At 60.8% G+C, this 24869-nt stretch carries 23 protein-coding genes and 1 tRNA gene; 18 read left to right on the top strand and 6 right to left on the bottom strand.

Annotated features, from left to right (window positions below):
* Positions 1 to 70 precede the first annotated feature (70 nt).
* The gene (locus tag G9X67_RS21645) at positions 71 to 3940 is read right to left on the bottom strand and encodes an ATP-binding protein (RefSeq protein ID WP_171599642.1); all 3870 of its coding nucleotides are present in this window, start codon (positions 3938 to 3940) and stop codon (positions 71 to 73) included.
* Positions 3941 to 4153: 213 nt separating this feature from the next.
* Here G9X67_RS21645 and G9X67_RS21640 point away from each other — a divergent pair, with 213 nt between their 5' ends.
* The 4 genes from G9X67_RS21640 (at position 4154) to G9X67_RS21625 (ending at position 5552) form a co-directional block, all read left to right on the top strand.
* Entirely contained in the window at positions 4154 to 4603 is a 450-nt protein-coding gene (locus G9X67_RS21640; RefSeq protein ID WP_003545621.1) for a phasin, read from the top strand.
* Between the two features lie 130 nt (positions 4604 to 4733).
* A tRNA-His gene (locus G9X67_RS21635) sits at positions 4734 to 4810 on the top strand.
* Between the two features lie 93 nt (positions 4811 to 4903).
* Positions 4904 to 5341 carry a DUF4174 domain-containing protein gene (locus G9X67_RS21630; RefSeq protein ID WP_138334322.1) on the top strand — a complete coding sequence of 146 codons (438 nt, stop codon included), beginning with the start codon at positions 4904 to 4906 and terminating at the stop codon, positions 5339 to 5341.
* Positions 5342 to 5384: 43 nt separating this feature from the next.
* Positions 5385 to 5552 (top strand): hypothetical protein, encoded by a 168-nt coding sequence (locus tag G9X67_RS21625; RefSeq protein WP_017990318.1) that lies wholly within the window; start codon positions 5385 to 5387, stop codon positions 5550 to 5552.
* Here the strand turns inward: G9X67_RS21625 and G9X67_RS21620 are convergent.
* Positions 5549 to 6430, bottom strand: a complete 882-nt coding sequence (locus tag G9X67_RS21620; RefSeq protein ID WP_171599641.1) for a LysR family transcriptional regulator — start codon at positions 6428 to 6430, stop codon at positions 5549 to 5551. The genes G9X67_RS21625 and G9X67_RS21620 overlap by 4 nt on opposite strands.
* On the bottom strand, positions 6427 to 6741 hold the full coding sequence (locus G9X67_RS21615; RefSeq protein WP_171599640.1) for a putative quinol monooxygenase: 315 nt from the start codon (positions 6739 to 6741) through the stop codon (positions 6427 to 6429). The genes G9X67_RS21620 and G9X67_RS21615 overlap by 4 nt, the downstream gene beginning before the upstream one ends.
* Positions 6742 to 6920: 179 nt before the next feature.
* Between G9X67_RS21615 and G9X67_RS21610 the strand changes: the two genes are divergently transcribed.
* The 10 genes from G9X67_RS21610 (at position 6921) to G9X67_RS21565 (ending at position 17742) form a co-directional block, all read left to right on the top strand.
* Complete coding sequence (locus G9X67_RS21610; protein ID WP_168348137.1) at positions 6921 to 8417, top strand: CoA-acylating methylmalonate-semialdehyde dehydrogenase; 1497 nt, start codon at positions 6921 to 6923, stop codon at positions 8415 to 8417.
* Between the two features lie 167 nt (positions 8418 to 8584).
* Positions 8585 to 9658 carry a YjgN family protein gene (locus G9X67_RS21605; RefSeq protein ID WP_171599639.1) on the top strand — a complete coding sequence of 358 codons (1074 nt, stop codon included), beginning with the start codon at positions 8585 to 8587 and terminating at the stop codon, positions 9656 to 9658.
* On the top strand, positions 9648 to 10697 hold the full coding sequence (locus G9X67_RS21600; RefSeq protein ID WP_171599638.1) for a M48 family metallopeptidase: 1050 nt from the start codon (positions 9648 to 9650) through the stop codon (positions 10695 to 10697). Before G9X67_RS21605 ends, G9X67_RS21600 begins: the two co-directional genes overlap by 11 nt.
* A 108-nt stretch (positions 10698 to 10805) precedes the next feature.
* Positions 10806 to 11288: an iron-responsive transcriptional regulator RirA gene (rirA, locus tag G9X67_RS21595; RefSeq protein WP_003545647.1), complete on the top strand. Its 483-nt coding sequence runs from the start codon at positions 10806 to 10808 to the stop codon at positions 11286 to 11288.
* 336 nt (positions 11289 to 11624) lie between these two features.
* Positions 11625 to 13220, top strand: coding sequence for an ABC transporter substrate-binding protein (locus G9X67_RS21590; protein ID WP_028758279.1), 1596 nt, complete (start codon positions 11625 to 11627; stop codon positions 13218 to 13220).
* Positions 13221 to 13307: 87 nt separating this feature from the next.
* Positions 13308 to 14312: an ABC transporter permease subunit gene (locus G9X67_RS21585; protein ID WP_017959055.1), complete on the top strand. Its 1005-nt coding sequence runs from the start codon at positions 13308 to 13310 to the stop codon at positions 14310 to 14312.
* A 9-nt stretch (positions 14313 to 14321) separates the two neighbouring features.
* Complete coding sequence (locus G9X67_RS21580) at positions 14322 to 15212, top strand: ABC transporter permease subunit (protein WP_171599637.1); 891 nt, start codon at positions 14322 to 14324, stop codon at positions 15210 to 15212.
* Positions 15212 to 16228, top strand: coding sequence for an ABC transporter ATP-binding protein (locus G9X67_RS21575; protein ID WP_138388050.1), 1017 nt, complete (start codon positions 15212 to 15214; stop codon positions 16226 to 16228). The genes G9X67_RS21580 and G9X67_RS21575 overlap by 1 nt, the downstream gene beginning before the upstream one ends.
* Positions 16225 to 17178, top strand: coding sequence for a peptide ABC transporter ATP-binding protein (locus G9X67_RS21570; RefSeq protein ID WP_138388049.1), 954 nt, complete (start codon positions 16225 to 16227; stop codon positions 17176 to 17178). The genes G9X67_RS21575 and G9X67_RS21570 overlap by 4 nt, the downstream gene beginning before the upstream one ends.
* Before the next feature lie 24 nt (positions 17179 to 17202).
* Positions 17203 to 17742 carry a gluconokinase, GntK/IdnK-type gene (locus tag G9X67_RS21565; protein ID WP_171599965.1) on the top strand — a complete coding sequence of 180 codons (540 nt, stop codon included), beginning with the start codon at positions 17203 to 17205 and terminating at the stop codon, positions 17740 to 17742.
* Here G9X67_RS21565 and G9X67_RS21560 read toward each other — a convergent pair.
* The 3 genes from G9X67_RS21560 to G9X67_RS21550 form a co-directional block, all read right to left on the bottom strand.
* The gene (locus tag G9X67_RS21560) at positions 17732 to 18979 is read right to left on the bottom strand and encodes an FAD-binding oxidoreductase (protein WP_171599636.1); all 1248 of its coding nucleotides are present in this window, start codon (positions 18977 to 18979) and stop codon (positions 17732 to 17734) included. The genes G9X67_RS21565 and G9X67_RS21560 overlap by 11 nt on opposite strands.
* A gap of 77 nt (positions 18980 to 19056) precedes the next feature.
* A complete protein-coding gene (locus G9X67_RS21555; RefSeq protein WP_171599635.1) occupies positions 19057 to 19560 on the bottom strand; it encodes an isoprenylcysteine carboxylmethyltransferase family protein in 504 nt (167 codons plus the stop codon).
* On the bottom strand, positions 19557 to 20609 hold the full coding sequence (locus G9X67_RS21550; protein WP_171599634.1) for a type III polyketide synthase: 1053 nt from the start codon (positions 20607 to 20609) through the stop codon (positions 19557 to 19559). The genes G9X67_RS21555 and G9X67_RS21550 overlap by 4 nt, the downstream gene beginning before the upstream one ends.
* 167 nt (positions 20610 to 20776) lie before the next feature.
* Here G9X67_RS21550 and G9X67_RS21545 point away from each other — a divergent pair, with 167 nt between their 5' ends.
* From G9X67_RS21545 to G9X67_RS21530, 4 genes are all read left to right on the top strand, one after another.
* Positions 20777 to 21313 carry a tetratricopeptide repeat protein gene (locus G9X67_RS21545; RefSeq protein ID WP_138334310.1) on the top strand — a complete coding sequence of 179 codons (537 nt, stop codon included), beginning with the start codon at positions 20777 to 20779 and terminating at the stop codon, positions 21311 to 21313.
* A gap of 48 nt (positions 21314 to 21361) precedes the next feature.
* Positions 21362 to 21967, top strand: a complete 606-nt coding sequence (locus G9X67_RS21540) for an RNA polymerase sigma factor (RefSeq protein WP_171599633.1) — start codon at positions 21362 to 21364, stop codon at positions 21965 to 21967.
* A complete protein-coding gene (locus tag G9X67_RS21535; RefSeq protein WP_171599632.1) occupies positions 21964 to 22764 on the top strand; it encodes an anti-sigma factor in 801 nt (266 codons plus the stop codon). Before G9X67_RS21540 ends, G9X67_RS21535 begins: the two co-directional genes overlap by 4 nt.
* Positions 22765 to 23332: 568 nt before the next feature.
* The coding region (locus G9X67_RS21530; RefSeq protein WP_171599631.1) for a M10 family metallopeptidase at positions 23333 to 24869 on the top strand (1537 nt) is incomplete at its 3' end.

Genomic DNA, 24869 nt, shown 5'->3' with positions numbered 1-24869 from the left:
ACGTTGATCGACTGAGCTCTTGTTGAACAGCACCAAATTCAAAGGCGGCCTCCTGGCTGCCTTTTCTTTATCAACCGGCCAGCACCCGCTGCGACGGGAAGGTGATTTCGACGAGCGTGCCCTCGTTCGGCGCCGAATTGATCGAGAAGGTCGCCCGGTTGGCATCCACCATCGCCTTGGTCAGCGGCAGGCCGAGCCCGGTGCCGTCGCCGCGATGACGCGATTGGGTCGAGGAGACCTGCCGGAACGGCTTCATCGCCTGGTCGAGCTCGTTGCGCGTCATGCCGATGCCGGTATCGCGGACCCTCAACACAACGCTGCCATTCGCCTCATAGGACGTCGAAACGACGATCTGCCCGCCTGACGGGGTGAAGCGGATAGCGTTCGACAGGATGTTGAGCGCGATCTGCTTGATCGAGCGCAGATCCGCCACGACCTCGGGCACTGCATGCGACAGCGCCGTGCGGATGATGACGCGCTGGCCGTTCGCCTGCGGCTGAACCAGAGCCACGGCCTCGGAGACCGCCTCGTTGAGGCCGACGGCAGCAAAATCGAGATCCATCTCGCCCGCCTCGATCTTCGAAATGTCGAGCAGGTCGTTGACGATATCGAGGACATGCCGGCCGGAGCGGCCGATGTCGTTGGCATATTCGATATAACGCGGATGGCCGATCGGCCCGAAGCGCTCACCGGCCATCATGTCGGAAAAGCCGATGATGGCATTGAGCGGCGTGCGGATCTCGTGGCTGACTCGGGCGAGGAAATCGGTCTTGTGGGCGTTGGCGGTTTCGGCCGCACCCTTGGCGTTGCGCAGCTCGTCCTCGGTGCGCTTCCACTGGGTGATATCGCGGATGACGGCGCAATAGCCGTTGGAGGAGGTGAGCTGGCCCATCGTCATGAACAGCGGCACGAAGCCGCCGGCGGCCTCACGGCCGATCACTTCGCGCCCGTCGTTCAACACGCTTGCCACGCCATGGTCGGAGAGGCCGTTCAGATAGTCGATGACTGCCTTCTGACTCTCATGGGCAAACAGCATGACGAAGGGTTTGCCGCGCGTCTCCTGTTCGTCGTAATTGAAAAGCGCGCTGGCCGACCGGTTCATCGAGCGGATGTCGCCCTCCGTGCCGATGACGACGACGCCGTCGGTCGCCGTTTCCAGGATCGAGCGCAATTCTTCCACTTCGACCTGGAGTTTAGCGACCTTCTCGACCATCCGCTCGGGGCGGCCTTCGGAGCGGCCCTCGGACCGGTTTACGTCGCCGCGGCCATCTTCCTTGCCTTCCACCGGCATCAGCGCCAGCATCAGGGCGTTGGCGTCTTCCCAGCGCACCGATTGCAGCCGCGCGGTCACCGGCGCCAGCGTATCGTCGGCCTTGACGAGCATCATGGTGCCGGAGCCTGCGGCATTCTCCTCGAGTTCGCGGCGCTGCAGCAGGGCTTCGATACCACCCACCTCACGCAATGCCTCGAGCGAATTGTAGCCCGTCAGCCGCATGAATTCCGGATTGGCATGGATCAGCGCATCGCCGATATGGATAAGCACGGCAACAGGCAGTTGGTCGACCGTTCCCACCGAAAGCCCGTCCGTCATCTTGATGCGCGGCGGGATGAAGCTGGTGAGAACCTCGATCTGGCTGGCCGTCTCCTCCAGCCCTTCCGTCGCCTCGTCCTCGGCGATGACAGCCGGTTCTTCGGCGGCGCCATCGTCTTCGCGCTCCGCCTCGACGGCATTCTTGAAGATCGCTTCCTGCGGCGCGATCTCCTCGATCGACGGTATGTCTGCCTCGTCGGCGGTGGGTGTCTCGGCCTCGAACGCTTCGGGTCCGGAGGCCTCTTTGAAGCGGGCCGTTTCCGTGACGGCGGGTTCCGCCGGCGCCGTGGTGTTGGGTTCCATCGGCGCCGGGGCGGCAGGCTCGTCCTTGTTGGCGCCGAAGGCTTCGAGGCGTTTGGCGATCTCGCGGAAATTGGCGTGTTCGGCGGCCGTCAGCCCGGCACCGCTGTTGTGGAGCTGAACGATCTTGTCGGAGAAGCGGCGATTGGGCGTTTCCGAAATGCGAAGTGCCGGCGGTTCTTGCGGAAGTTCCGCTACCGGCTCGGCGGCGGAAACGTCGCCGGCATCGGCGCTGCCTTCCACCTTTTCTGCAGCAATTTCCTGGGCAGGTGTCTCGATGGTCGCCTGCTCGGTGGCAATCTCTTCCGGCGCTGGCTCCGTCTGCGACGGCTGATCCTCGACCTCTTGCGTCAGCGCGGGTTCGATCAGGGGATTTTCGAGCGCTGTCTCCGCTTCGCGTACCACCTCGGCATTGGTCTCGGCGGGTGGGCCGAGGCTCGCTGCATCATGGCCGATACCATCAGGGCCGAGCGTCAGGCCAAGCGCCAGCGGATCTTCCTGCGCATCGGAAAGCCGGACGACGCCGAAGCCGCGGAAACCATCGAAGTCACGGTTGCGGGTATAGGTCGGCAGTGCCGCCAGATCGACCGGAACGACGAGGCTGGTGCCTTCGACCGGCCAGAGGATCGTCTTGCCCGACCATGTGTCGCGGCGGGCCAGCGCCTCGGAAAGCTTGCCGTCAGGATCGAGATTGAAGAGGGCGGCGACATCGCCGAAGGCAGAGCCGATGATGTCGGACGCATGCGGACCGACGGCCTCGGCAAATTCGTGGCTGACTTCGTTGAACCGGCCTTCGGCGTCGATCTTCCAGACGAAGCGCGTAGCGCGGCTGTTCGGTCTGAAGACGAAGCCGGGCTCAGCCTCAAGCTGAGGGGCAGGGGTGGCATCGGCGACCACAGGCGTTTCAATGGCTGGCTCTTCGTGGACCGCTTCCGGCGTGTCTTCGATAGGCGTTTCGTTGGCCTCAACAGGCGGTTCCGCCGCCGTCGCCGTTTCCACCGTCTCCGCAATGGAAATCACATCGTCCTCGATGACCGCCGCGGGCTCGGTGGTCTCATCCGCGCTGCGATCGATCATGCCGCCGTCGCTCTCCGGCTCCGCATCCGCGGCAGGATTCGTCTCTTCAATCGCCTCGTCTGCGGATGCCGCGACTGTCTCGGCTGGCTGTTCGCTTTCGCCGGCGATCTCCTCGAGAGCCTCCTCGACCTCTTCGATCCCCGAGACCGCGTCGATGATTTCGGTGAAGCCTGCGGCGGCGACAGGTTCGTCCTGAAGCACTTCGGCCGGCGGCACGCTTTCTTCCTGTGCGGACGTATCGACCGGCTCGAGCGTGGGCGCATCGACTGGATCGAGCGCGGGCGCGTCCAGCGGGTCGAGATGACCGATCGCGGTCTCCACCGCAAACAGCAGATTGAGCGCCGGATCGTCGCTGAGCTTGCCGACCGCGGCCGGAAGATTGCCTCTGGCGGTGGCGACAGGTCGTTTCACCAATCGGTCGGGATGCGCGCCGGCAAGGTTGATCAAGGTCTTTGCCGTCTGCTCGGAGATCCCGAGCGAGGCAAAGCCCGGCGAAGCCGCGATGACCTCGCCATTGGCGCCGATCACCGCCATATGCGTGTCGGGATCATCGAGCCCCTGCAGCATCTGGGCGGCCGATGCGCCGGCCGCGAGTGGCTTTGCCGAGACCGGCACCGAAAACAGGATGGCCTTTTCGCCCTGGGAAAGGCGGATCAGTTCGGCCGCCGCCTGCACCTGTGCACGCTGGAAGCCCTTGGCGATGCGGATCATCAGGCTGCGGCTGTCGCCGATATAGGTCAATTGGCGCGCGGCGGTTTCCAGCTGGCGGAAGGTGATGTCGGTGCGGTCGACCCCCTGATCGAGCAGGTCATAGACTGCCGAATGGCCGAAAAGCTCCGCACCCGCACCGTTCGCCCAGAGCAGGCGCGCAAGATCGGCCGAAAACAGCACCATGGCCTCGCCGCGTGAAAAGCGTTCCCGCACCCGTGCATGCACGGCGATATCGATGAACGGATATTGGACTGCGGGCATGTTCGAACCTTGTCGCTGTCGGCCTTCTTAAATTAACGGCTTATTAATAACTGCGGGGCGCATGCCGGTCCAGAAGAGGAGGGGGTTTTCGGCCGGAAAGGTTAACGTCTTGTGCACTGCACAATAATTGTTGCAATGCACAATGAAATGTCTTATATAAGCATCATCCAACTAACGCAGGCAGCGGCTGCCTCAACCCAAAGGATGCGACCCATGGCTACCATAAAGACCGACGACGTTTTTTCAATCGCTTCTTTCGACCCGTCCAAGTTCACGGAATCCTTCCGTGAATTCGCCGAAAAGGGCGCTCAGCAGTCGAAGGATGCCTATGCCAAGCTGAAGACCGCTGGCGAGGAAGCCGGCAAGACGCTCGAAGCCACCGTCCAGACGGCTCAGGCCGGCTCGGTCGAGATCGGCCTGAAGGCGATCGACATCCTGCGCATCAATTCCGAGAACTCGCTGTCGCACTTCGAAGCGCTGCTCGGCGTCAAGTCCCCGGCCGAATTCTTCGAGCTGCAGACCTCGTTCATCCGCAAGCAGGCCGAACTCACCGTGGAGCAGGCGAAGTCGATCCAGGAAACCACCAAGCAGGTGGCCGAGAAGCTTGCAAAGCCCTCCAAGGACGCCGCCGAAAAGGCCATGGCTTCCTTCAAGGTTGCCTGATCGGTCTTTACCGATCGGAGATAAAAGGCTGGACCTCGCGTCCAGCCTTTTTGTATATTGACGAGGAATGGGACTTGAATTCCTCGCCAAGTCCTCGTATGTGACCCCCGTCGCGCCAAGCGCGATTTATGCGGTTGTAGCTCAGTTGGTTAGAGCGCAGGTTTGTGGCACCTGAGGTCGGAGGTTCGAGACCCCCCAACCGTACCATCTCCCCCACGTCAAAAATGAAAACCTGGTCCTATCGTTTCGATGGAACCCATGCGGCACCGGGTCGTTCTCCATATTAACGGGAGAATATGCATGTCGAAAACCCTGCTCTACGGCGCGACCAAGATCGACGAGACGAACAGCGCTTATGCGCCGGTCGAAAGTCTCGCCCAGTTTCAGTGGAAGAACCGCGTCTTCGTTGTTTTCGCCGACAGGGATAATTCCCGCGCCGCCCGGCAGGAAAATCACTTGCTGGCCGATCGCTCAGCCCTCGATGATCGCGACCTGGTGGTGCTGAAGATTTCCGGCGCCGGCGTTCGACCACTCTTCGGTGCGGCTGACGGCCTCGACGGTGAGGCCATCCGCCGTGATCTCGAGGCGCCGGAGGTCGGCGAATTCGCCGCTTTCCTTCTCGGCAAGGACGGCACCGTCAAGCTCAAGGCCAGCGAGCCGATTACCGATGGCGAGCTCTTCGCCATCATCGATAGCATGCCGATGCGTGCTGCCGAATCGCTGAAGCCGGACAAATAGCCCCGAACGTCGCGTAAACTGAAATCATGAAAGGGAGGCGGTCATGTCCGTGCCCAACGAACCCATTCCCGACCAGCCGCCGATGCCCGGGCCCGGCTGGAAGCCGGTACCTCCGATCAAGGAACCGGAGCCGGACAGGCTGCCTGACGAAGCACCGGTTCCCAATCCCGACGAGAACGACGAGCCGGCAAAGCACACTTTCGAGACTTAAAGGAAAATGTGCCGCTCGGCGCTGACGAGTTCCTGGAGAAAATCGGCGACGGTCCTGACGCGCATGAGGTCGCGCGCCGTTTCGTGATAAGTCGTCCAGTAGGCGCGCCGGATCGAAACCTCCGGCAGAATGCGCTGGAGTTCCGGATATTGCCTGGCGATATAATCGTGCAGGATGCCGATGCCGGCACCTGTTCGTACCGCCTCCGTCTGTCCGATCGCCGTCGAAATCTCGAAGCCCGCATCCCAGCTCCGCATGACTGCGCCGGAGAAATTCAGTGACGCGGTGAAGATCAGGTCTTCGACATAGCCGATGCGGCGATGCGCCTTGAGCGCGTCGACATCGGCGGGCGCTCTTTGTGACGCCAGATAATCCCGCGAGGCATAAAGGCCGAGCGTGTAGTCGGTGAGCTTGGAGGAGACGAGCCGGCCTTGTTCGGGCCGCTCCAGCGTGATGGCGATATCGGCCTCGCGCAGCGAGAGTGAGAAAGAACGCGGCACCGGTACGAGCTGGATCTTCAGCTCCGGATGGCGCTCGATCAATCTGCCCATGCGCGGCGCAAGAAAGGAAACGCCGAACCCATCAGGCGCGCCGACGCGCACGGTCCCGGCGATTGCCGTATCGGTGTGGCCGAGGCTGGCCTGTGCCGCGAGCATTTCCGTTTCCATCCGCTCTGCGGATGCCAGGAACACTTCGCCTTCGGCCGTCAGCTCGCAGCCATTCGTGCGGCGGATGAAAAGCCGCGTCTTCAGCGCCTCTTCGAGCGAAGTCAGTCGACGCGAGAGCGTGGCGTGATTGAGCCCGAGCCGCTTCGAAGCGGCAAGGATCTGCCCGGTGCGGGCGACGGCGAGGAAAATACGAACATCGTCCCAGTTCATGGCTTGGCAAGCATTGCGATCGGATCGACCTCGATAAGTGTCAGCGATGTGACCATGTGCGCCGTCTGGTTCTTGTACTTAAGGAAATGCGGTGTCCGCAGATGGGCCTCGTATGCTTCCTGGTCGGCATAGACTTCAAGGATCCGGATCCGGTTCGGGTTGTCCCTGATGGAAACAGCGCTCAGGGAAAGGACGCCGTCTTCCAGCGCGACGGATGCTTCGATTTCTTCCGTGAGCAATGCGCGATAGGTTTCAAGCGTGTCCGGATCGATCTCCAGCTCCGCCATTCGGACCACGGGTTTCCGGCTCATCGGTTTGACCTCCTCTTGGGGTTTGACTTGTTGGCGTGCCGTACCAAGTTTGAAAGCAGCGGCAGCGCCTGATGCTACGAGAGGGCTATAATTTACGCACAACGGTTGCTTATATCAGCGCATTGATTTGTGCAAATTGAAGTGCGATTGTCGGCCATCCAAAAACAGGAGGAACACCCATGCGTGAGATCGGTCATTTCATCGGCGGCAAACATGTTGCCGGCACCAGCGGCCGCGTGAGCAACGTCTACAATCCGGCAACGGGCGAAGTCCAGGCGACGGTCGCACTCGCAAGCGTCGAGGAACTGCGCGCCGCGGTTGAAAACGCCAAGGCTGCGCAGCCGAAATGGGCCGCCACCAATCCGCAGCGCCGCGCCCGCGTCTTCTTCAAGTTCGTCGAACTTCTGAACAAGCACATGGACGAGCTTGCCGAAATCCTCTCCAAGGAACACGGCAAGACGATTGAGGATGCCAAGGGCGACGTCATCCGCGGCCTCGAAGTCTGCGAATTCGTCTGCGGCATTCCCCATCTCGCCAAGGGCGAGTTCACCGAAGGCGCCGGACCGGCGATCGACATGTATTCGATCCGCCAGCCAGTCGGCATCGGCGCCGGCATTACCCCCTTCAATTTCCCGGGCATGATCCCGATGTGGATGTTTGCGCCGGCGATCGCTTGCGGCAACGCTTTTATCTTGAAGCCCTCCGAGCGTGATCCCTCCCTGCCGATCCGTCTCGCCGAACTGATGATCGAGGCCGGCCTGCCCGCCGGCATCCTCAACGTCGTCAATGGCGACAAGGGTGCCGTCGACGCGATCCTCACCGATCCCGATATCGGCGCTGTCTCCTTCGTCGGCTCGACGCCGATCGCCCGCTACGTCTATGGCACGGCGGCGATGAATGGCAAACGCGCCCAGTGCTTCGGCGGCGCCAAGAACCACATGATCATCATGCCCGATGCGGACCTAGATCAGGCCGTCAACGCGCTGATGGGCGCAGGCTACGGTTCGGCCGGCGAGCGCTGCATGGCGATCTCGGTTGCCGTTCCGGTCGGCGAAGAGACCGCCAACCGCCTCGTCGAGAAGCTGACGCCGAAGATCGAATCCCTGCGCATCGGCCCCTATACTGACGACAAGGCCGACATGGGCCCGCTCGTTACCAAGGAAGCCTATACCCGTGTTCGCGGGTTGATCGACCGCGGCATCGAGGAAGGCGCCAAGCTCGTCGTCGACGGCCGCGATTTCAAACTCCAGGGCTATGAAGACGGCTACTTCGTCGGCGGTTGCCTGTTCGATCACGTCACGCCTGAGATGGATATCTACAAGACCGAGATCTTCGGACCTGTCCTCTCCGTCGTTCGCGCCAACAACTATGAGGAAGCGCTGTCGTTGCCGATGAAGCACGAATACGGCAACGGCGTTGCGATCTACACCCGCGATGGCGATGCCGCCCGCGATTTTGCCTCGCGCATCAATATCGGCATGATCGGCATCAACGTTCCGATCCCGGTTCCGCTCGCCTACCACTCCTTCGGCGGCTGGAAGGCATCGAGCTTCGGCGACCTCAACCAGCACGGCACGGATTCGATCAAGTTCTGGACGAAGACCAAGACCGTCACCGCCCGCTGGCCCTCCGGCATCAAGAGCGGCGCGGAATTCGTCATGCCGACGATGAAGTAATCTTCACAAGCTTCCAATCTTCAATCTGCAATCCGGGGGCCTTTGGGCTCCCGGATTTTTCGATTCTAAGTTGTTGATTTTTGCCAGATTTGCTTTCAGATGAGCTGCCGGTCGCGTGATTCCCGTCATGAGCCGGTGGGCTTGTTATGCTTGGGGGAAGCAAAAATATGGATAATCGAGTGTCCGCGGGCGCCGCGGCGAACGCATTCGAGCGTGCAAGGTTCACCGGCACGGCATCGGAATATTTCGGCATCTGGATCGTCAACGTTCTTCTGACGATCGTAACGCTTGGCATCTATTCGGCCTGGGCGAAGGTGCGGCGCAATCGTTATTTCTACGGCAACACCGTCCTGCTCGGCCGCAGTTTTGAATATCACGCCACCGGCATGCAGATATTCATCGGCCGCCTGATCGTCTTCGCCTTCCTTGTCGTGGTCAACATTCTGGCGGCGATCCATCCGCTGTTCTCGCTTGTGACCACGATCCTCGTGCTCATCGCACTTCCCTGGCTGATCGTAAGAGGCATTCGTTTCAACGCCCGCGTGACCAGCTACCGCAACGTGCGGTTTGATTTCACCGGCTCCGCCGGCGGCGCCTTCGTCTCCGTCATGCTCGGAAGCCTCGTCGCGGTCCTGTCGCTGGGTCTGCTTGCGCCCTTCGCCAGCCGGTGGCTCAACCGGTATATTTTCAACAATCTCCGCTACGGCAACCGGCCTTTCGATACCGATCCCAAGCTCGGCGCGCTTTACGGCGCGCTTGTCATCCCGGCCGTGATGGGCGCGGTCGTGGTCTCTGCCTTGATTGCGATCATAGTCGTCGGGATACAGGCTTCTGATGCCAGCTCGGTTGAGAGTGATCCACTTATCTTCATGGTGGTGTCGGGAATGTATCTGGTCGTCTTCGGCCTCATCATCATCTACGGCCTTGCCGGTCTCATCTATCGGGCCGCTGTCCACAACATCGTCTGGTCGTCGACACGGATCGACGGCCGGCATGTCTTACAGAGCGATCTTTCCCGTGCACGCTATGCCTGGATCGCCATATCGAACGTCGTGGTGACGGTGCTTACCCTCGGCCTGATGCGCCCCTGGGCGGCGGTTCGGCTCGCGCGTTATGTCGCCGAGCACACAGCGATCCGCATCGAAGGCGAGATCGGCGAGGTCTTGACGCAGTTTGAAGCCAGCGGCACTGCCATCGGTTCGGAATATATGAGCATGGAAGGGCTTGATTTTGGTTTCTGACGGAGAAACCATCGCGATGGGGGAATGGTATCCGCCGCATTCGAGCGCTGCCGTTCCCGCCCGCCTGCTGTCGCGGGGCGGGCGCCTCATCGCCGTCACCGAGGAAGATGCGGCTCTGTCCGATGGCGCCATCGGACAAGTCTCCTTTACGGCGCGCGTCGGATCGATCCCCCGGCGTGCGGTCTTTGCCGACGGCTCGGTCTTCGAGAGCGCCGACAATGACGCAATCGATGCCTTTCTTCGCGCTGGCGGCAAAAGCGGATGGGTGCATCGGCTTGAAGAGTTTCATCCCCGCATCTTCGTCTTCGCGGTCGCGGTCGTTCTGCTTGCCGTCGGAATCTATCGTTATGCGCTGCCGGCGCTCGTCGAAGTCGCCATCTTCGTGACGCCGCCTGTCGTCTCTGAGATGATGTCCTATGGCGCTCTCAACACGCTTGATACGACGGCGCTGTCTCCAAGCCACATAACGGAGATCCGGCAGGCCGAAATCGCCGATCGCTTCCGAAAGGTGGCGGCCAATGCCGAAGGCGGCGCCGACCGCTATGTCCTGAATTTTCGCAATGGCGGTTTGATCGGTCCCAATGCCTTCGCGCTTCCCGACGGCAATATCGTCCTCACCGACCAGTTGATCGAATTGGCGGGTGGCGACGACGAGATGATAACAGGCGTTCTCGCACACGAGATCGGCCATGTCGAATACAAGCACAGCCTCAGGCAGCTCTATCGAGCCGCGGGCGTCGCCGGTCTCGTCATGCTGATTGCCGGCGATATCGGCTCCGGCGTCGAGGACATCCTGACGCAAGGCGGCGGCCTGCTCGCATTGTCCTATTCTCGCGGTGCCGAGGCTGAGGCCGACCGGCGCTCGGTCGAACTGATGCGCAAGGCCGGCATGGATCCCGTCGCGATCGCCAGATTTTTCGATCTGCTGGAGACCAAGCTCGGCGACCACTCCCGCACCAGCATGCTGTCCACTCATCCAGGCACGCCCGAGCGCAAGCAGGCGATTCTGGATTACGTCGAGATCCTGAAGCGGGATTGACGTCGCGGCAAATGGCCTCATAAGCTGAATGCGAATTTCATATTTTGGAATTGTTCAAAACTAGCAAACCGCCTATATAGGTCTGAACAGACGAGTCAGGAGAATGGCATGCGGTTGACGAAGCAGACCAACTATGCGGTTCGCATGTTGATGTATTGTGCTGCCAACGACGGACACTTGAGCCGGATTCCGGAAATCGCCAGGGCCTATGGCGTTTCCGAGCTCTTTCTTTTCAAGATCCTCCAGCCGCTCAACAAGGCGGGTCTGGTCGAAACCGTGCGCGGTCGCAACGGCGGCGTGCGCTTGGGCAAACCGGCCGCCGACATTAGTCTTTTCGACGTCGTTCGGGTGACGGAAGACAGCTTCGCCATGGCCGAATGCTTCGAGGATGACGGTGAGGTCGAGTGCCCGCTGGTCGACAGCTGCGGTTTGAATTCGGCGCTGCGCAAGGCGCTCAACGCCTTCTTTGCAGTGCTTTCGGAATACTCCATTGACGACCTCGTCAAGGCGCGTCCGCAGATCAATTTCCTTCTCGGAATCACCGGCGAGCCGGCATATCGCAAACCCGCGATCGTTGCCCCCGCCGCCTGATTTAAAGATCAGAATTTGCTTCTGAACCGCGGTTGCCCTGGCAACCGCGGTTTTTGTTTTTGCAGGCGTCTCATCGGCCTCCGAATGCTGGGAAATGCCGGTTGCATGTCGCGATGGGCGCGCTTTTATACCAAATGCGACAAAATTTTGGTCATTTTTGTCCGAATATTTCCAAATGCGGCTGATTTTTGACTGAAAATTTCTAAAATTGTCCAGCTGGAAAATTTTTCTGCATAGCCCGTTGCTTTCAGTAGATAAATATCGTTCCATCAACCGTCGATCGAGATGCATTCTACGATCTCCAAACATCAAGAAGAACAACCGGGAAACAATATTATGAAAAAGATCTCTGTCCTCCTGGCAGCGACGGCCCTGATTTCCGTCATGGCGACGTCGGCCTGGTCCAAGACCCTTGTTTATTGCTCCGAGGGCTCGCCGGAAGGCTTCGACCCGAGCCTCTACACGGCAGGCACGACCTTCGACGCGTCGTCGCGTACGGTCTATAGCCGTCTCGTCGAATTCAAGCATGGCGGCACCGAGATCGAGCCGGGCCTGGCCGACAGCTGGAGCGTTTCGGCCGACGGCAAGGAATACACCTTCAAGCTTCATCCGGGCGTCAAGTACCAGACCACCGACTTCTTCACGCCGACGCGTGACTTCAATGCCGACGACGTCATCTTCTCGTTCGAGCGCCAGCTCAAGGCTGACAATCCGTGGAACAAGTATGTCGAGGGCGGCTCTTACGAATATGCTGCCGGCATGGGCTTCCCGGAGTTGATCAAGTCGATCGAGAAGGTCGATGACCTCACCGTCAAGTTCACGCTCAACCATCCCGAAGCGCCGTTCCTCGCCGACCTCGCCATGGACTTCGCCTCGATCGTCTCCAAGGAATATGCCGACAAGCTCGCCGCCGACGGCAAGATGGCGCAGCTGAACCAGCAGCCGCTCGGCACCGGCCCGTTCACCTTCGTCGCCTACCAGCCGGATGCCGTTATCCGCTACAAGGCGAACGAAACCTATTTCAAGGGCAAGGAAAAGATCGACGATCTGGTTTTCGCGATCACCTCTGATGCTGCCGTCCGCGCGCAGAAGCTGAAGGCCGGCGAATGCCACCTCATTCCGTATCCGAATGCGGCTGACGTCGCCGAACTCAAGAAGGACGAAAACCTGACCGTGCTCGAGCAAGCCGGCCTGAACGTTTCGTATCTCGCCTACAACACCTTGATTGCTCCCTTCGACAAGGCCGAAGTCCGCAAGGCGCTGAACATGGCGATCAACAAGCAGGCGATCGTCGACGCCGTCTTCCAGGGTGCCGCGGCCGTTGCCAAGAACCCGATCCCGCCGACCATGTGGTCCTATAACGATGCCGTCGTAGACGACAAGTATGACCCCGATGCGTCGAAGAAGATGCTGGCAGATGCCGGCGTCAAGGATCTGAAGATGAAGATCTGGGCGATGCCGGTTTCGCGTCCGTACATGTTGAACGCGCGTCGCGCCGCAGAATTGATGCAGGCCGACTTGGCCAAGGTCGGCGTCGATGCGGAAATCGTCACCCATGAATGGGCCGAATATCTGAAGCTCTCGTCCGACAAGAATCGCGACGGTGCCGTCATCCTCGGCTGGACCGGCGACAATGGCGACCCTGACAACTTCATGGATACGTTGCTTGGCTGCGACGCTGTCGGCGGTAACAACCGCGCTCAGTGGTGCAACAAGGAATTCGACGATCTGATGACGAAGGCCAAGCAGACGGCCGACGTCGCCGAGCGCACGAAGGCCTATGAACAGGCTCAGCTGATCTTCAAGAAGGAAGCTCCCTGGAATACGCTCGACCACTCATTGGTCTTCGTTCCGATGAGCAAGAAGGTCTCGGGCTTCTTCATGGACCCGCTCGGAATTCACCGCTTCGACGGTGTGGACATTTCCGAATAATAAAAAATCTGTAAACTGCCCGGTCAACGCCGGGTGCGGCCGGCGGTCAGGTTCCCCTGACCGCCGGAAACTATTGGAAAACCTGCTATGTTGCGTTTTTTCATCGGCCGCCTCGCGGTGCTGATCCCGACATTCCTTGGCGTTTCGCTGATAGCCTTCTCGTTCATCCGCATGATCCCCGGCGACCCCGTCATGCTTTTGTCGGGTGAACGTGTGATGGCGCCGGAACGTCACGCCCAGATCATGCACGATCTCGGTTTCGACCGGCCCATATATGTGCAGTATTTCGATTATCTCGGAAAAGTGCTGCAAGGCGATCTCGGCACCTCGATCGTCACCAAGCGGCCCGTTCTCGGCGAGTTCTTCACATTGTTCCCGGCAACACTGGAGCTTTCGCTCTGTGCCATCATTATCGCCGTCTGTCTTGGCGTGCCCGCCGGCGTTTTTGCGGCCGTCAAGCGAGGCACGTGGTTCGATCAGAGCGTGATGGGTGTTGCCCTCATCGGTTATTCCATGCCGATTTTCTGGTGGGGTCTGCTGCTCATCATCTTCTTCTCCGGCTATCTCGGCTGGACGCCGGTTTCCGGCCGCATCTCGCTGATGTATTTCTTCAAGCCGGTCACCGGATTCATGCTTGTCGACAGCCTGCTGTCGGGCCAGAAGGGAGCCTTCGCCTCGGCCGTCAGCTACCTCATTCTGCCGACCATCGTGCTGGCGACCATCCCGCTCGCCGTCATCGCGCGCCAGACGCGTTCGGCGATGCTCGAGGTTCTGGGTGAGGACTATGTCCGCACCGCGCGCTCGAAAGGCCTGAAGCCGCTGCGCGTCGTCGGCGTGCATGCGCTGCGCAACGCAATGATCCCTGTCATCACCACGATCGGTCTGCAGATTGGCGTTCTTCTAGCCGGCGCCATCCTCACCGAGACGATCTTCTCCTGGCCGGGCATCGGCAAATGGATGGTCGATTCGGTCTTCAAGCGCGATTATGCCGTGGTCCAGGGTGGTCTTCTGCTGATCGCCGGCGTCATCATGCTGGTCAATCTGATTGTTGATGTTCTCTACGGCTTCATCAATCCGCGCATTCGTCATTAGGAGCGGTCCATGAGCACGGTCACCGTCAAAACCGGCCAGCCATCCGCTCTTGCGGAGTTCTGGCATTATTTCTCCCGCAACAAGGGCGCCGTCATCGGCCTCGTGGTTTTCACCATCATCCTGGTCGTCGCAATCCTTGCGCCGCTCTTTGCGCCACATCAGCCGAACGAGCAGAACCGTGCGGTGCTGCTCGCCGTGCCGTTCTGGATGGAGGCGGGCAGCGCCTCCTTCCCGCTCGGAACGGATGCTGTCGGCCGCGATATCCTCTCGCGCCTGATCTATGGCGCGCGGTTCTCGCTCTTCATCGGCGTCGTCGTCGTCACGCTTTCGGTCATTTCAGGCGTCCTGATCGGCCTCGTTGCCGGATTTTTCCGCGGCAGGATCGATACGGCAATCATGCGCCTGATGGACATCATCCTGGCTTTCCCGTCGCTGCTGCTGGCTCTCGTTCTGGTGGCCGTGCTGGGACCCGGTCTCACCAATGCGATGATCGCGATTTCGCTGGTCAACCAGCCGCATTTCGTCCGGCTGACGCGGGCCTCGGTCATTTCAGAGCGTGAGAAGGAATATGTGATCGCCTCGCGCGTCGCCGGTGCCGGCACCTTCCGGTTGATGTTCAAGACGATCTTGCCGAACTGTCTTGGGCCACTGATCGTTCAGGCGACGCTCGCCTTCTCGGCGGCGATTCTCGATGCCGCCGCGCTCGGCTTTCTCGGCATGGGCGCCCAGCCGCCGACACCCGAATGGGGAACGATGCTGGCCGAATCCCGTGAGTTCATCTCGCGCGCCTGGTGGGTGGTGACATTCCCGGGTCTTGCCATCCTCATCACCGTTCTCGCCATCAACCTGATGGGTGACGGCCTGCGCGACGCGCTCGATCCCAAACTGAAGAGGTCGTGATGTCACTCCTCGAGATTGAAAATCTGACGGTCGAATTCCAGACCTCTTCCGGTCTCTTCCGGGCCGTCGACGGCGTATCGCTTGCCTGCGACAAGGGCGAGATCCTGTCGGTCGTCGGCGAATCCGGCTCGGGTAAATCCGTGGCCATGCTGGCCCTGATGGGGCTTCTGCCCTGGACGGCGAGGATCACCGCCGACCGGATGCAGTTCGATGGCAAGGACCTGCGCGGCATCTCCGCCCGCCAGCGCCGCAGGATCATCGGCAAGGATATGGCGATGATCTTCCAGGAGCCAATGTCGAGCCTCAACCCGTGCTTCACCGTCGGCTTTCAGCTCGGCGAGACCCTGCGCTTTCATATGGGCCTCAACCGCAAGGAGCGCCGCCAGCGCTCGATCGAACTGCTCAACCTCGTCGGCATTCCGGCGCCGGAAGAGCGCCTGTCGAACTTCCCGCATCAGATGTCCGGCGGCATGAGCCAGCGCGTCATGATCGCCATGGCGCTCGCCTGCAATCCGAAGCTCCTGATCGCCGACGAGCCGACGACTGCGCTCGACGTGACGATCCAGGCACAGATCCTCGATCTGCTCGTTCGCCTGCAGAAGGAGCAGGGCATGGCGCTGGTGCTGATCACCCACGACATGGGGGTCGTTGCTGAAACCGCCGAACGCGTGCAGGTGCAATATGCCGGCCAGAAGGTTGAGGAACAGCCGGTAAGGGCGCTGTTTCGCGATCCGCATCATCCCTATACCGCAGCCCTCCTCGCCGCCCTGCCGGAGCGCGCCAAGGTCGGCCAGCGTCTTCCCTCGATCGCCGGTGTCGTTCCCGGCCAGCACGGTCGCCCGACAGGCTGTCTCTTCGCGCCGCGCTGCGGCTTTGCCACGGTCGAGTGCGATCGCGGTGTCGTCCGTCAGGGACCGGAGCTTGGACTGGCGCTCTGCAACTATCCTTTGAAGGACGGCAAGCCGCTCGGGCACCCCGGCATCATGGCCGTTGAAACTGCAGGAGATCTCGTATGACGGGCGCTGTTCTCGAGGGCAGGGATCTCGCCCGCTTCTACACCGTCAACCGCGGCCTCTTCAAAGCCGATGCCACGGTCAAGGCGCTGAACGGCGTCAGCTTCAGCCTGCATTCCGGCAAGACGCTCGCCGTCGTCGGCGAATCCGGCTGTGGCAAGTCGACGCTCGCCCGTCTGGTCACGATGATCGAGAATCCGACATCGGGGCAATTGCTGATCGACGGCAAGCCCGCCCATGTCGGCGATCGCAGCCTGCGCAGCCAGGTGCAGATCGTCTTCCAGAACCCCTACGGCTCGCTCAACCCGCGCCAGAAGGTCGGCTCGATCCTCGAAGAGCCGCTGAAGATCAACACCAGTCTCGACGCCGCCGCCCGCCGCCGCAAGGTGGAGGAGATGATGGCCCGCGTCGGTCTGCGGCCGGAGCATTATGGCCGCTATCCCCATATGTTCTCGGGCGGCCAGCGCCAACGCATCGCCATTGCCCGCGCCCTGATGCTGCGGCCGAAGGTGCTGGTGCTCGACGAACCGGTTTCGGCGCTTGACCTGTCGATCCAGGCGCAGGTGCTGAACCTGTTGATGGACCTGCAGAAGGAGATGGGGCTTGCCTATCTCTTCATCTCGCACGGCCTGTCCGTCGTCCATCATATCGCCGACGAGGTGATGGTAATGTATCTCGGCCGTCCTGTGGAAACCGGTCCCGCCGCCGAGGTCTTCGCCAGGCCGCGCCATCCCTATACGGCAGCCTTGCTGTCGGCGACGCCGATCGCCGATCCCGATCGCGAAAAGACCCGCATTCGCCTGCAGGGCGAACTGCCTTCGCCGTTGAAGCCGCCGTCGGGTTGCCACTTCAATCCGCGCTGCTGGAAGGCACAGGACTATTGTCGCCAGGTTTCACCCGAACTAAGTGGTGAGGGTGCACAACAATATGCCTGTCACTTCCCGCTCGATTGAGCGGGAAGGCAAGCTAAGGAGGAAATCATGTCGGAGCAGATGAACAAATCCCATGCGATCATCGTCATGGGAGTCAGCGGCTGCGGCAAATCCTCCGTCGGCGAGAAACTCGCCGAAGCCCTGCACTTGGCCTTCGTCGAAGGCGATGCGCTCCATCCCGCCGCCAATGTCGAGAAGATGTCGAAGGGCATTCCGCTGACCGATGAGGACCGGATGCCCTGGCTCGACCGCATCGGCGAGGACATCAAGGCCTCGCTGGAGAAGAGCAAGGGCATCATCGTTTCCTGCTCGGCGCTGAAGCGCCTCTATCGCGACAGGCTGAGGGCTGCCGCCGGCGGCAATCTGTTCTTCGTCTATCTCGAAGGTTCCAGGGCGCTGCTGATGAAAAGGATGGGCGAGCGCAAGGGCCATTTCATGCCGGTCTCGCTGCTCTACAGCCAACTGGCGACGCTTGAGGTGCCCACAGGCGAGCCGGGCGTCGTCACCGTTGATATCGACGACACGGTGGGCGGCATAGCGGCAACGGCTCTCAAAGGTCTCGCAGCACTCGGCGTCACGGCTTGAAACGCCGCGGCGAATAGGCCGCAATATCGATGAACGGCGCCTCACCGGTGATGAGTTCGGCAAGCACGCGGCCGGTCACCGGCCCGAGCGTCAGCCCGTGATGGGCATGGCCGAAGGCAAACCACAGGCCCTGATGGCGCGGCGCCTTGCCGATAACAGGCATCATGTCTGGCGTGCAGGGCCGCGCGCCCATCCAGGGCTCGGGATCGAGCCGGTCTCCAAGCGGGAAGATGGTGCGCGCCACGGCTTCGGCGCGATCGAGCTGGACCGGCGTCTTCGGCGCGTCGAGCGTTGCAAACTCTGCCCCTGTCGTCAGGCGGATGCCGCGGCGCATCGGCGCCAGGAGATAGCCGCGTTCGGCATCGAGCGTCCAATTGTTGAGCACGGCATTGCCCTCGGCGGCATAATGCATGTGATAGCCGCGCTTGACGCCGAGCGGGAATGAATAGCCGAGCCGGCGCGTTGCAACGGCCGCCCAGGGGCCGAGCGCTATCACCGCATCCTCTGCTTCGAGCGGACCTTCCCTCGTCAGGATCTTCCAGCCGGAGCCGTACGGGCCGAGCGAGGCGGCGTCACCCGTGACGAAGCGGCCGCCGATACTTTCGAAATAGCGGCGATAGGCCGATGTCAGCGCGTGCGGATCGAGCACCGACCAGGGATCGCGCCAGCGGATGCCGCCGGCGAAATCGCCGGTAAGATGAGGTTCCATGCGGGCGATATCGGCCGGACTCAGGCTGTCATACTCCACGCCGAATTCATTCTGCCAAAGTGCTGCCTCCGCAAGAGCCCCGTCGCGCTTGGCTTCAGTGCGGAAAATCTTGATCCAGCCGTCCTTGCGGATCAGCGCTTGCGCCTGCGAAGCCTCGATCAGATCCTTGTGTTCGGCAATCGAATTTTCGATCAGCGGCGCATAGGCCCGGGTAATGATCGCGTGGCGGCGCGCATTGGAGTTCCACCAGTAGCGGGCGAGAAAGGCGATCTGGCTCGGCAGCGTGCGCAGGTGATAATGCGCGTCGATGCGGTTATTCAGCGCATAACGCAGCAGAAGCCCGAGCTGCTGGGGAAAGCCGTAAGGCGCCACACCTTCCCGCTGGATCAGGCCGGCATTGCCGAAGGAGGTTTCGTTGCCCGGATCCTTGCGGTCGATCAGCGTCACCTGCCGGCCGCGCCGCTGAAGATGGATGGCCGTGGAAACCCCGACGATGCCGGCGCCGAGCACGATTGCGTTTTTCGTCATTTCCGCTTGCATTCCGCTTAAGTTTATCGGGGTGAAAATGCCCCTGTCGACAAGGCGGCGCAAACGAAAAATCGCCTTCATTTCAAAATCATTGCGCTTTTCAGTGCGGCATTTTCAGCCTTCAGGCGGACATGGAGGATAAGCGCGTTGAGAAGTGAAAAGACGATCGCGTAAAGCGGTAGGCCGAAGGCGAGGGGAAGGGCGGCGATCTCGCCGACGACGATCGCATAGTTCGGATGGCGGAGGAAGCGATAGGGCCCGGAGCTGACGAGCGGCGCGCCGGGCAGGATGATGATACGCGTCGTCCAGCGGCCTTTCAGCGTCGCCAGCACCCAGAGTCGCAGCGCCTGCAGCCCCATGAACACCAGAAACCAGAAGAGCTCGACCGGCCTACCGGGGGCGAGCAGCCAGAGACCAATAATCCAGCCGGCATGAAGCGCTACCATGACGGAATAATGCTCGGGTGCCGCCTCTTTGGCGCCTCTGGCAAGAAGCACCGCCGTGTTGCGCCGGGCGAGCACGAGTTCGCCCAGGCGCTGCAGCGTCACGAAGGCCAGAAGCGCGATCGACGGCCACATCATGCCACCCTCCGGAGCGTCACGCAGCTCGCCGAAAAGCCCGGCCCCATGGCGATCATCGCGGAGCGCGCCGGCAATCCGGCGCGGATTGCCCGCTCCAGCACGAACAGGATGGTCGGCGAGGACATGTTGCCATATTCGGCAAGCACGGCGCGCTCGTGATCGAGTGTGCCCGGCACCATCGAAAGCGCGCTCTCCATCGCGGCCAGCACCTTCATGCCGCCGGGATGGCAGATGAAGCGGTCGATATCCTCCACCCTCAGCCCGTTGCGGGCCAGAATGGCCATTACCGCCGGGCCGAGCTCCTTTTCGGCAAACGGCGGCAGCGATTGCGCCAGCACGATGCCGAAGCCGCCGTCATCGATCTTCCAGCCCATGATATCGAGCGTGTCGGGAAAGAGATGTTCGCCAGTCGACTCCACTTCCGCCAACCCGTTCTCGCCTGATCGAAGCACGCAGGCGGCAGCGCCGTCGCCAAAAAGCGCCGTCGCGATGATGTTCGGCCGCGTCAGCTCGTCCAGCCGGAAGGCCAGCGTGCAAAGCTCGATCGAGACGAAAAGCACAACAGTGCCCGGCCGGCTTCGCGCCAGCCGCGAGGCGATCGCAAAGCCTGACACGCCGGCGGCACAGCCGAGCCCGAAGACCGGCACGCGCTCGATATCGGGTCTGAAACCCATCCTGCGGCTAAGCTGCGCATCAAGGCTCGGTGTCGTAAAACCGGTGGAGGAGACGGTCACGACACAGTCGACATCGCCGGCCTCAAGGCCTGCCTGGCGAAGGGCCGAGCTGGCAGCCTCGACGAAAAGCCCGCCGGCCACTTCTGCAAAGGCCTGCATCCGGTCTTGCCAGCCATGTGGCTCGTCGAACCAGGCAAGCGGCCGCGCCGCATGGCGCTTTTCGATACCGGCGCTGTCGAAGACGCGTGCAAGGTGGCGAAAATCCTCGAAACGGTCGGCAAACAGCCGGGCCGAGGCTTCGAGCGCCTGTTTTTGGAAAATGACATGTTCGGGTGTGGCGACGGCGAGGCTGACGAGTTTCACGGTATCGGTCACGGAATTCTCCTTGTCGTTCCCGGCGGAACGAAAAACACGCGGTGCCGATGATTTATTCGACCTCGTCTGCTTCACGAAGCAGTGATGGAGAAAGTGGGAAGGTTGCCGAATAAAGCCAGGCGCAGCGGTGTTCTCTCCTCGCAACGTCACTTTCGAGGAGTTTCCCCATGACGATCATGACAGCCCGCATCGCTTCCCTCCTTCTCGGCGGCTGCCTCGCCGCTTCTGTTTTCTCCGGTCCGGTTTTTGCGATCGGCGATGACAGCAGCACGACGCCGGTCTGCAAGAAGGGCGAGATCTACGACCAGAAGACCAAGAAATGCGTCAAGCAGCAGAGCGCCAACGTCTCCGACGAGAACCGCGCCGACTATGCCTATTCGCTGGCCAAGGCCGGTCGTTATGAGGAGGCGCTTGCCATGCTCGACACGGTCAAGGACCAGAACACCGCCGAAGTGCTGAACTATCGTGGTTATGCCACCCGCAAGCTTGGCCGCACCGACGAGGGCATTTCCTATTACCTGCAGTCGGTGAAGATGGATCCGCAATATGCCAAGGTCCGCGAATATCTCGGCGAAGCCTATGTCATCAAGGGCCGGCTCGATCTCGCCAAAGACCAGCTGAAGTCAATCAAGGCGATCTGCGGCACTGGCTGCGAAGAATATCAGGATCTGAACGCTGCAATCCTCGATCCCTCGAAGATCTGATCAGCAGGCCACGGGGCGGGAAAATGGAAGCACGAAAGGGATGTAAGAATGTCGGTCGCGCGCACCCATTTTCCTGCCTATAGTCGCGCGAGAATGGAATCGCCGGTTCATCCGGCGGTTTCGAGGGATGCAGGATTGGCGGAGGCGGCCATCGCGAGCGAAGCGGATATCAGGAGCGGCCTGACGGAAAATCTGGCAAGGCTCTGGCGTTATGGTCTCGTTCTTTCGCATCAGCGCGATGTCGCCGACGACCTGGTGCAGGCGACCTGCCTTCGCGCGCTCGAGCGCGCCGATCAGTTCATCCCCGGTACCCGGCTCGACCGCTGGCTGTTTTCGATCCTGCATTCGATCTGGCTGAACGAGATCCGCTCGCGCCGGGTGCGCCAGGGCCAGGGTTTCGTCGATGCCGGGGAGACGCTGACCTTCGACGGCGCCCACGACACCGAAACGCATGTGATGGCGAACCAGGTGCTGAAACAGGTGAATGCGCTGCCCGAGGCGCAAAGGACGGTGATTTTCCTCGCCTATGTGGAAGGACTTTCCTATCGCGAGGTTGCGGGCATTTTGGATATTCCGATCGGAACCGTGATGAGCCGGCTGGCGGCCGCCCGCGCCAAGCTCTCCGACGCCGGACCGGAAGGGGGACGGCAATGACGAAGAAACACACCATTCCCTCCGACGAGGACCTGACCGCCTTCATCGATGGCGAACTGACAGCCGAAGAGGCTGCGCGCATCGAGGCCATTGTGAACGAAGACGAGAGCACCGCCGAACGGCTGGAATTCCTGGCGCGCGCCAACCTGCCCTTCGAACAAGCCTTCGCCCCGCTGCTCGCCGAAGCTCCACGCGAGAAGCTGGAAGCGATGCTCGCCGCCATGCCGGCGTCGCCCGCAAGATCCGGCCCCGCGCCCGCATTCGCCACTCGTCGCCGCTTCCTCGGCGCGCTCGCCGCCTCGCTGGTCGCCGGCATCGCGATCGACCGCGCCGTCATCGGCATTAGCAAGGGCTTGTCGGCAAAGGACGAAAACAGCGAATGGCGCGCCGTGGTCGCCGACTATATCTCGCTCTATACCGCCGAAACGCTCGCCGGCCCCGTCCCCGGCAGGGAGGACCAGGCCGCCCAGCTCGCCAGTCTTGACGAAAAACTCGGCCTGTCACTCTCCCCCGAAGCCGTCTCGCTCCCAGGCATCGATTTCAAACGCGCCCAGTTGCTGCAATATGACGGCAAGACGCTCGCCCAGATCGCCTATCTCGACCCCGAGACCGGGCCGATGGCGCTCTGCATCGTCAAGTCTGACAAGGGGCCGAAGGCGCCGGACCTGGAAAGCCGCAAAGGTATGAATGTCGTCTATTGGTCGAACGCGACACACGCTTTCATGCTGATCGGCCGCATCCCCGTAGACCGGGTGCAGGAATTGGCGGAGAACGCCCGGAGCAGGCTTTCAAGCTGACCAGCTCAGCGGGATTTCAGCTTCGCCCATTTTTCTTGGGGAGCGCGTTTGATCTCCAAATTACGCTTTGAACAAGGATCGGCTTCACCACGGTCGGACAGGACGCTGTCGTCAAGCTCGAAGCATTTCCCTTCACTACGGAACGATCGCAGCCCACGTCACCAAGATTGCGGCAGATGCGATCCTCGTATCCGACGCGGCAAGCCGTGAGGGCGACCCCGCGGCACGACAGGCGAAGACAACGTTCGGCGGCGCCCAAACAATGCGGACCTCTCGCTCTCCCGATATCACCAAGCCTGAGACTTATTAAATTTCAGCAGATGACCGTAACGTCAATTTAAGTGCCGCTGTGGCAGCAATTGCGGAGGTTCGGACGGGCGAGCACAGGATCCTGGAATAGCTTCTAGCCTTTGATTGAGGTTGCGGATGAAGGCTTCATAAGCGTTGGTTACTAAGGTCAAAAACTTCCTGAAGAGAAATAAAGCTTTTAGTTGAATTTTCCCCCGATTTGGGGCAGACGGAAACTGGCATTAGGCGCGGCCGAATGGAATAGGCAAACGGGTATTTTATGACGAACCTTATTAGTTGGATGAAGTACGTCAATTCGACTGGGGATCAGAGAATTGACGGGCTTCTCAGCGGCGTTGCCTGGGATGGAACGATAACCTATGCGTTTCCCACTCTCTCCACATCGTATTCCTATAACGGCGAGAAAGATTTCGATTTCTCGTCGATTTCCTCGCAACAGCAGTCTGCAGCCTTGTTTTTTATGGAGCAATCCTATGGAAACGCGGCAAATGACGGTTTTTCGGTAGAGGGATTTACGAACGCCGATTTTGTGGCGGGAAGCGCCGATACCGCAACCGTGCGGTTCGCTCAGTCGTCCCTGCCTCCGACGGCATGGGCCTATTATCCGGATGCTGGCATCAGCGGCGGCGATGTCTGGTTCGGGACGGAATATGCCGGCACGGAATCCGACTATCGCTATCCGGAGTTCGGCAACTATGCGGGACACACCTTGGCGCATGAGCTGGGTCACGCTCTCGGACTGAAACATTCTTTTGAACCGGATTTTTTTTACAATCCCACAGTCGTTCCGCGCGCCTACGATTCGGTCGAATATACGATCATGACCTACCGCACATATGTCGGAGATAATACGACGAGCGGATACAAGTACGAGCCCGATGGCGCGCCACAGACTTTCATGATGCTTGACATCGCCGCCCTGCAGCAAATGTATGGTGCGGACTACACGACGAACAGTGGCGATACCGTCTATAAGTGGAATCCGAACGAAGGCGTCACCTATGTCGACGGGGTGGCCGCCATCACGCCCGATGCCAACCGGATCTTCGCGACAGTTTGGGACGGCGGCGGTATCGATACATATGATTTGAGCGCTTATACTACCGCCCTCAAGATTGATTTGCGAGCAGGGGGGTATTCGGTCTTTTCCCAGAGCCAGTTGGCCGATCTGTGGGGTGACTATGCCCGCGGCAACATTTTCAACGCGCTTCTTTATAACGGCAACGTTGCGTCATTGATCGAGAATGTTCAGGCTGGCTCCGGCAACGACAACATTATAGGCAATGAGGCGAACAATACGCTTTGGGGCAATACCGGAAATGATTCCCTTTATGGTGGTGCCGGCGCTGACACATTGATTGGAGGGGCTGGTTCCGACTGGATGGTGGGCGGGGCGGGTAACGACCTCTATGTTGTCGACGATAATTTCGATTTTGTGATCGAGAGCCCGAATCAGGGGACGGACACAGTTCAGACGGCGCTTTCAAGCTATACGCTCCGCGACAATGTCGAGACCCTGACCTATACGGGATCCGCCAGCTTCACCGGCACCGGCAATGCGCTTGCCAACACGATCACCGGCGGCGCCTTCAATGATGTGCTGAACGGCGGAGCCGGTGCGGACAGCTTGATCGGCGGTGCGGGCGACGACACCTATATCGTCGACAATGCCGCCGACATCGTCACCGAAGCCGCTGATGAAGGGATCGACACAGTTCGCGCGACATCGGCAAGCTATACGCTTGGCGTCAATGTCGAGAACCTCACCTACATCGGAACGGCAGCCTTTGTCGGGA

The sequence above is a fragment of the Rhizobium sp. WYCCWR 11152 genome (genome assembly GCF_013087615.1).
Classification (GTDB): Bacteria; Pseudomonadota; Alphaproteobacteria; order Rhizobiales; family Rhizobiaceae; genus Rhizobium; species Rhizobium indicum.
The sequence above is the reverse complement of the archived record's forward strand: the minus strand, read 5'-3'. Positions and strand labels throughout refer to the sequence as shown.

Bases quoted from the DNA above. Each gene is read 5' to 3' on its own strand.
- G9X67_RS21540 (WP_171599633.1), top strand. From the start codon at position 21,362: ATGTCGGTCGCGCGCACCCATTTTCCTGCCTATAGTCGCGCGAGAATG.
- G9X67_RS21620 (WP_171599641.1), bottom strand. From the start codon at position 6,430: ATGAACTGGGACGATGTTCGTATTTTCCTCGCCGTCGCCCGCACCGGG.
- G9X67_RS21610 (WP_168348137.1), top strand. From the start codon at position 6,921: ATGCGTGAGATCGGTCATTTCATCGGCGGCAAACATGTTGCCGGCACC.
- G9X67_RS21590 (WP_028758279.1), top strand. From the start codon at position 11,625: ATGAAAAAGATCTCTGTCCTCCTGGCAGCGACGGCCCTGATTTCCGTC.
- G9X67_RS21535 (WP_171599632.1), top strand. From the start codon at position 21,964: ATGACGAAGAAACACACCATTCCCTCCGACGAGGACCTGACCGCCTTC.
- G9X67_RS21585 (WP_017959055.1), top strand. From the start codon at position 13,308: ATGTTGCGTTTTTTCATCGGCCGCCTCGCGGTGCTGATCCCGACATTC.
- G9X67_RS21570 (WP_138388049.1), top strand. From the start codon at position 16,225: ATGACGGGCGCTGTTCTCGAGGGCAGGGATCTCGCCCGCTTCTACACC.
- G9X67_RS21575 (WP_138388050.1), top strand. From the start codon at position 15,212: ATGTCACTCCTCGAGATTGAAAATCTGACGGTCGAATTCCAGACCTCT.
- G9X67_RS21625 (WP_017990318.1), top strand. From the start codon at position 5,385: ATGTCCGTGCCCAACGAACCCATTCCCGACCAGCCGCCGATGCCCGGG.
- G9X67_RS21640 (WP_003545621.1), top strand. From the start codon at position 4,154: ATGGCTACCATAAAGACCGACGACGTTTTTTCAATCGCTTCTTTCGAC.
- G9X67_RS21560 (WP_171599636.1), bottom strand. From the start codon at position 18,979: ATGACGAAAAACGCAATCGTGCTCGGCGCCGGCATCGTCGGGGTTTCC.
- G9X67_RS21580 (WP_171599637.1), top strand. From the start codon at position 14,322: ATGAGCACGGTCACCGTCAAAACCGGCCAGCCATCCGCTCTTGCGGAG.
- rirA (WP_003545647.1), top strand. From the start codon at position 10,806: ATGCGGTTGACGAAGCAGACCAACTATGCGGTTCGCATGTTGATGTAT.
- G9X67_RS21555 (WP_171599635.1), bottom strand. From the start codon at position 19,560: ATGATGTGGCCGTCGATCGCGCTTCTGGCCTTCGTGACGCTGCAGCGC.
- G9X67_RS21545 (WP_138334310.1), top strand. From the start codon at position 20,777: ATGACGATCATGACAGCCCGCATCGCTTCCCTCCTTCTCGGCGGCTGC.
- G9X67_RS21630 (WP_138334322.1), top strand. From the start codon at position 4,904: ATGTCGAAAACCCTGCTCTACGGCGCGACCAAGATCGACGAGACGAAC.
- G9X67_RS21615 (WP_171599640.1), bottom strand. From the start codon at position 6,741: ATGAGCCGGAAACCCGTGGTCCGAATGGCGGAGCTGGAGATCGATCCG.
- G9X67_RS21605 (WP_171599639.1), top strand. From the start codon at position 8,585: ATGGATAATCGAGTGTCCGCGGGCGCCGCGGCGAACGCATTCGAGCGT.
- G9X67_RS21645 (WP_171599642.1), bottom strand. From the start codon at position 3,940: ATGCCCGCAGTCCAATATCCGTTCATCGATATCGCCGTGCATGCACGG.